Here is a 5,412-nt window from a genome sequence, read left to right as displayed (position 1 = left end):
CCGTAGGTTTTAGCCAGAACGGTGGTGATTGCTGCAGTCAGGGTAGTTTTACCGTGGTCAACGTGGCCGATAGTACCGACGTTAACGTGCGGTTTTGAACGTTCAAACTTTTCTTTAGACATCGATTGTCCCTCTAAGACACGGATAAATCGGTGGTATCACCACATCAACCAAGCATTTGCTTGTTGAATCCAGAACAGAAAGAAAATCAGGGGGCGAGATAATAAGAAGTGGTGCTGATAGGCAGATTCGAACTGCCGACCTCACCCTTACCAAGGGTGCGCTCTACCAACTGAGCTATATCAGCACATCTTGGAGCGGGCAGTGGGAATCGAACCCACATCATCAGCTTGGAAGGCTGAGGTAATAGCCATTATACGATGCCCGCATCCTGGAACTCGGCTACCTGACTTTTCTGTAGAATTTTAAGGGAGGAGAAGGATTGTTTATCGCTTAACTCTCACCCTTCGAGTTGTTTGCGCTATGCGCTGTACAACTCGAACCTTGCGAAGGCTTTCGCCTTCTCCTTCTGCAAGTCAACCGTTGCGAGATTATCGCTGGCCAGTTAACTGCCTAAGGCAAGATATGGTGGTGGGGGAAGGATTCGAACCTTCGAAGTCTGTGACGGCAGATTTACAGTCTGCTCCCTTTGGCCGCTCGGGAACCCCACCAGATTTTAACTACTGTGACTTGATTGGTGCCGGCTACCGGAATCGAACTGGTGACCTACTGATTACAAGTCAGTTGCTCTACCAACTGAGCTAAGCCGGCATCAAGTGCAGCGCATTCTAGGTAGACCGGACGACCTATGCAACAAAAAAATTGCGTTAGTTGCACTTTCGCTCACAAATCACCCAATTTTGCACGGTGTCTTGCAATTTACTGCGCGTAGCGTGCAAAGATTCATCAACTGCAGGCATCATTCTCTACAATTTAATCCACTTTTTGCAAGTATTGACCCTTTCTTTCCCCGTGCCCGTTATCTCAAATCCGTAAACCCAAAACAGGAAACTGTGAGTGATATCGATGCACCAAAAAAGGGATGAGTGCCCCACGTAATGACATCAACTATCATTATTTCTCACCGCTTTCGCTGCCACAGCACCCACCACCGCTCTGGCGCAATTATTGCTTGTCTTCATTACCCCCTCACCCAGGAGGAATGACCGATGAAAATTGTCCTGATTAATGCCGCCACGCTGCCCATTTACCGAAATGAACTGGCTCGCCTGTTGACCGATGCGGTAACGCATGGGGCCTCAGTGGGCTACGACACACTGATCCCGCATGAAGACGCCGAGAGTTACTTCCACAGCCTGAGGCCTGCCTTGGCCAAAGGAGAGCTGTTGTTGTGGATTGCCAGAGACGAGCGCGGCGTCATTGGCACAGTACAACTGGAGCTGTGCCAGAAACCGAATGGACGCAACAGGGCTGAAGTACAAAAACTATTAGTCCACAGCCGGGCACGTCGTAACGGTGTCGGACAAGCCCTGATGAAAGCATTGGAACAGTCAGCACTTCAGCAACAGCGCGGCCTGCTTTATCTCGACACGCAGGCAGGTTCCGCTGCAGAGGCGCTGTATCGCTCATTGGGCTATCGCTGCCTCGGAGAGTTACCCGACTATGCCGCCGCACCCGATGGCTACTATCACCCGACGGTCATTTACTACAAGCGCCTGTTCGCGGTTAACCAAACCTCCCCAGCCATCGCCAGCTAGCATGAAAGCGGTATCATTTCCTAGCGATACCGCTTTGCAACGCCTCTGCCATCAACTGCGCGCCGCTTCTCACAATTGACATAAACTGCCGCCAATCGATAACTTTTGCGAAAAAAGTCTACGCCAAAAACGAAGCTGTCTATAATATGCAGCTTGTTTATTATCTGGAGTTGGCGTCCGGCGCCTTTCCCAACCTGCGTTAACAGGCAGAATTTGGCTTATGATAAAAAGAGATCAATCTTTAGCGACGCCCTATCTTCAGTTCGATCGTACCCAATGGGCTGCGTTGCGAGATTCGGTGCCGCTGACACTGTCAGAAGAAGAGATTGTTAAACTGAAAGGGATTAACGAAGATCTCTCTTTGGAAGAGGTGGCTCAGATTTATCTGCCGCTGTCGCGGTTGCTGAACTTCTATATCAGTTCCAACCTGCGCCGTCAGGCCGTACTCGAGCAATTTCTCGGAACCGATGGACAAAAAATCCCCTACGTTATCGGCATCGCCGGCAGCGTTGCCGTAGGCAAAAGTACCACCGCACGTTTATTACAGGCATTGCTCAGCAGTTGGCCGGAACACCGTAGCGTTGAGCTGATCACCACTGATGGTTTCCTGCATCCCAATAAAGTGTTGAACGAACGCGGGCTGATGAAGAAAAAAGGTTTCCCGCAGTCTTACGATATGCACAGCCTGGTCAAGTTCGTTTCTGAAGTGAAATCCGGCGCCAAACGCGTCACTGCTCCGGTATATTCCCACTTGATTTATGATGTTGTTCCTGAAGGAAATAAAGTCATCGAGCAGCCGGATATTCTTATTTTGGAAGGGCTCAACGTTTTACAAAGCGGTATGGACTATCCTCATGATCCGCATCGCGTATTTGTTTCTGACTTTGTTGATTTCTCTATATATGTCGACGCACCGGAAGAACTGTTACAGTCCTGGTACATTAACCGGTTCCTTAAATTCCGTCAGGGAGCGTTTTCTAATCCTGATTCTTATTTCCATAACTATTCCAAGCTGCCAGAACCTGAGGCTGTTAATATAGCCACTCAGCTGTGGAATGAAATTAATGGATTGAATTTACAGGAAAATATCCTTCCAACACGCGAACGTGCGAGCCTGATTATGACCAAAAGCGCTAATCATGCAGTCGAGAGCGTTCGTTTGAGAAAGTAATTTCATTAGCGACAAGGGGCCTAAGAGCCCCTTATTAATAATAATTTACTCTGCACTACGTAGCGATATTTCCCCGCCAATGAATGGCTTAATAACACCATTTTGCTCAAGCAATAATGCCCCTTGCTGATCGATACCGCGAGCAGTGCCGAATATTTGCTGCTCACCGATTAATAGCTTAACAGGCCGGTCAATAAAGTTATCCAACGCATGCCAGCGTGAAATAAAGGGAGTCAAACCCTCAATCTCAAACTGACGCAGCGATTGGCGTAGCTCATTAAGCAAGGTCGCGGCCAGCTCATTGCGATCGATATTAATCCCCGCTTCCTGCAGGTTTATCCAGCCTTGATTAATGGCATTGGCATTAGTTTCACGCATCGCCAAATTGATACCTGCACCGATGACCAGCTGTGCCGCATCACCGGTTTTCCCTGTTAATTCGACCAAGATCCCAGCCAACTTACGATCGTTAAGATATAAATCATTCGGCCATTTGACTCTGACATCCTGCGCGCCGAGGCCTTGCAACACTTCGGCCATCACTATACCAATCACCAGGCTCAGACCCATTGCGGCGGCAGGCCCCTGCTCGAGGCGCCAAAACATTGAAAGATAGAGATTGGCGCCAAATGGAGATATCCATTGGCGTCCACGTCGACCACGTCCAGCTTGCTGATACTCAGCGACACAGGCATCACCCGACTGCAGCTCAGCAATACGCTCCAATAGGTATTGGTTGGTAGAATCCACGACCGGCAGCACGGTGACACGCTTATCTGCCAATTGGCTTAGAATACGTTCGGCATCCAGCAATTGGATTGGAGCAGGCAGACTGTAGCCTTTTCCGGGTACGGTAAACACGTCCAGGCCCCACTCACGGATGGTCTGTATATGCTTGTTAATGGCTGCGCGGCTCATCCCCAGTAATTCACCAAGGTGCTCGCCTGAATGGAAACCACCATCGGCCAGTATTGCAATCAGCTTGAGGGGAACTTTGGTATCCTTCATGACAGAACCTCTACGGCATTCAACTCGCCATCCTTACCGATAAAGCGTACTTCTGGCTCTAACCAGACATCAAATTTTTTCGCTACGGTATTACGCACATGGCGTGCCAAGGTGACCACGTCCTGACTGGTGGCATTATCCACATTAACCAGAACAAGCGCCTGTTGACTATGTACCGCCGCACCGCCAATACGATAACCTTTCAGCTCACACTGATCGATCAACCAGCCAGCTGCCAGCTTCACCTGACCATCCTGCTGTGGGTAATGCGGCATACCAGGATATTCGAGCATCAGCGCAGCGGCCTTTTCACTACTGACCAACGGATTTTTGAAGAAACTACCGGCATTACCCATCACCTTAGGATCCGGCAGCTTACTGCGACGCATGGCGCACACTGAATCAAAGACCTGACGTGGGGTCACCGTTTGCGGATCCAGTTTTGCCAGCTCGCCATAATTAAGCATCGGGTTCCATTGTTTGTTCAGGCGCAAGCCTACGCCAACAATGATGTGCCCCTTCTGAAAATGATGTTTGAAAATGCTTTCACGGTAGCCAAACCCACAATCTGACGCTGAAATGCGATCGATAGCTCCCGTACTCAGATCCAATAGATCAACGTAGTCACATACGCTTTTGAGCTCGATGCCATAGGCGCCGATATTCTGAATGGGGGCAGAACCGACCAGGCCAGGGATCAGAGCCAAATTTTCCAGGCCAGGAATGCTGATATCCAGGGTCCGACAAACCAGGCCATGCCAATTTTCACCTGAGCTGACGTGGAGGAACCAGGCATCCTTTTCTTCTCTAATATCAATGCCTTTCAATTGATTGATCATGACCGTACCGGCAAAGTCTTCAAGAAACAGGACGTTACTTCCTTCACCGAGTACCAGCAGCGGCTCTTGGCGCTTCTGCGTTTTCTGCCAAACCTTGATCATTAATTCGATAGTGTTGGCAATGACCAGATGCGCTGCGTTGACCGGGAGCGCAAAGGTATTGTGGTTTTTTAATGACGCGCCTTCAGTAGACATAACGATAAATACCTATACGGAAATGAACCTCCACCTAGTCTACTCGATTCGGTACGTCAGACTAATATTTGTTTTCATTGATATTGCTTTTATCTGGAGATCATCCATAGATGAAATATTTCTAATTGTTTTATAAGGTAATTTCTATATAAATTAATTAGGTAATACATTAGAGATAATGGTTAAGGTGATTAATAAAAGTTTTTCCTGGTGGGTGCGCTTATTGTTGAGAGCCAAACCAATCCAATTAGGGCTGATTTACATTCATCTGAAAACAGTTATGTTTTTTAAACATTAACCATATTTATAATCGCGAATATAACTGGCAGGAATTTATTCGTAGGAAAGTGCAGATTATCGGCTAACAAGGCCCAGCCTGGCTGCGCCTTTTTTCTTTCGGACATAGCAAAAAGGCCATCCTTGCGGATGGCCTCTTGGCTTAATTGATGCCTGGCAGTGTCCTACTCTCGCATGGGGAGAC

Annotated in this window: 5 protein-coding genes, 4 tRNA genes and 1 other RNA gene; 2 read left to right on the top strand and 8 right to left on the bottom strand. The window is 48.4% G+C overall.

Annotated elements, in window-relative coordinates:
- From AC1RKG_RS24765 to AC1RKG_RS24740, 6 genes are all read right to left on the bottom strand, one after another.
- Positions 1–122, bottom strand: a 122-nt coding sequence (locus AC1RKG_RS24765) for a GTP-binding protein (RefSeq protein ID WP_004957728.1), incomplete at its 3' end; no start/stop codon positions are given.
- A 109-nt stretch (positions 123–231) separates the two neighbouring features.
- Positions 232–307 (bottom strand) — tRNA-Thr (locus tag AC1RKG_RS24760).
- Between the two features lie 6 nt (positions 308–313).
- Positions 314–388 (bottom strand) — tRNA-Gly (locus tag AC1RKG_RS24755).
- Between the two features lie 37 nt (positions 389–425).
- Positions 426–540: non-coding RNA, RtT sRNA (locus tag AC1RKG_RS24750), on the bottom strand.
- A 46-nt stretch (positions 541–586) separates the two neighbouring features.
- Positions 587–671 (bottom strand) — tRNA-Tyr (locus tag AC1RKG_RS24745).
- 24 nt (positions 672–695) lie between these two features.
- Positions 696–771: transfer RNA gene (locus tag AC1RKG_RS24740), tRNA-Thr, on the bottom strand.
- 398 nt (positions 772–1,169) lie between these two features.
- Between AC1RKG_RS24740 and AC1RKG_RS24735 the strand changes: the two genes are divergently transcribed.
- Positions 1,170–1,718 (top strand): GNAT family N-acetyltransferase, encoded by a 549-nt coding sequence (locus AC1RKG_RS24735; protein ID WP_020828748.1) that lies wholly within the window; start codon positions 1,170–1,172, stop codon positions 1,716–1,718.
- A gap of 220 nt (positions 1,719–1,938) precedes the next feature.
- Positions 1,939–2,889 (top strand): type I pantothenate kinase, encoded by a 951-nt coding sequence (coaA, locus tag AC1RKG_RS24730; RefSeq protein WP_020828749.1) that lies wholly within the window; start codon positions 1,939–1,941, stop codon positions 2,887–2,889.
- A gap of 45 nt (positions 2,890–2,934) precedes the next feature.
- Here coaA and birA read toward each other — a convergent pair whose 3' ends face one another.
- Both birA and murB read right to left on the bottom strand, forming a co-directional pair.
- Positions 2,935–3,897 (bottom strand): bifunctional biotin--[acetyl-CoA-carboxylase] ligase/biotin operon repressor BirA, encoded by a 963-nt coding sequence (birA, locus tag AC1RKG_RS24725; protein WP_046374700.1) that lies wholly within the window; start codon positions 3,895–3,897, stop codon positions 2,935–2,937.
- Positions 3,894–4,931, bottom strand: a complete 1,038-nt coding sequence (gene murB, locus AC1RKG_RS24720) for a UDP-N-acetylmuramate dehydrogenase (protein WP_020828751.1) — start codon at positions 4,929–4,931, stop codon at positions 3,894–3,896. Before murB ends, birA begins: the two co-directional genes overlap by 4 nt.
- Between the last annotated feature and the right edge of the window lie 481 nt (positions 4,932–5,412).

It is taken from the genome of Serratia sp. GW822-FHT06D09 (genome assembly GCF_058799515.1).
Note: the sequence above shows the minus strand (reverse complement) of the source record. Positions and strands in the feature narration are given on the sequence as shown.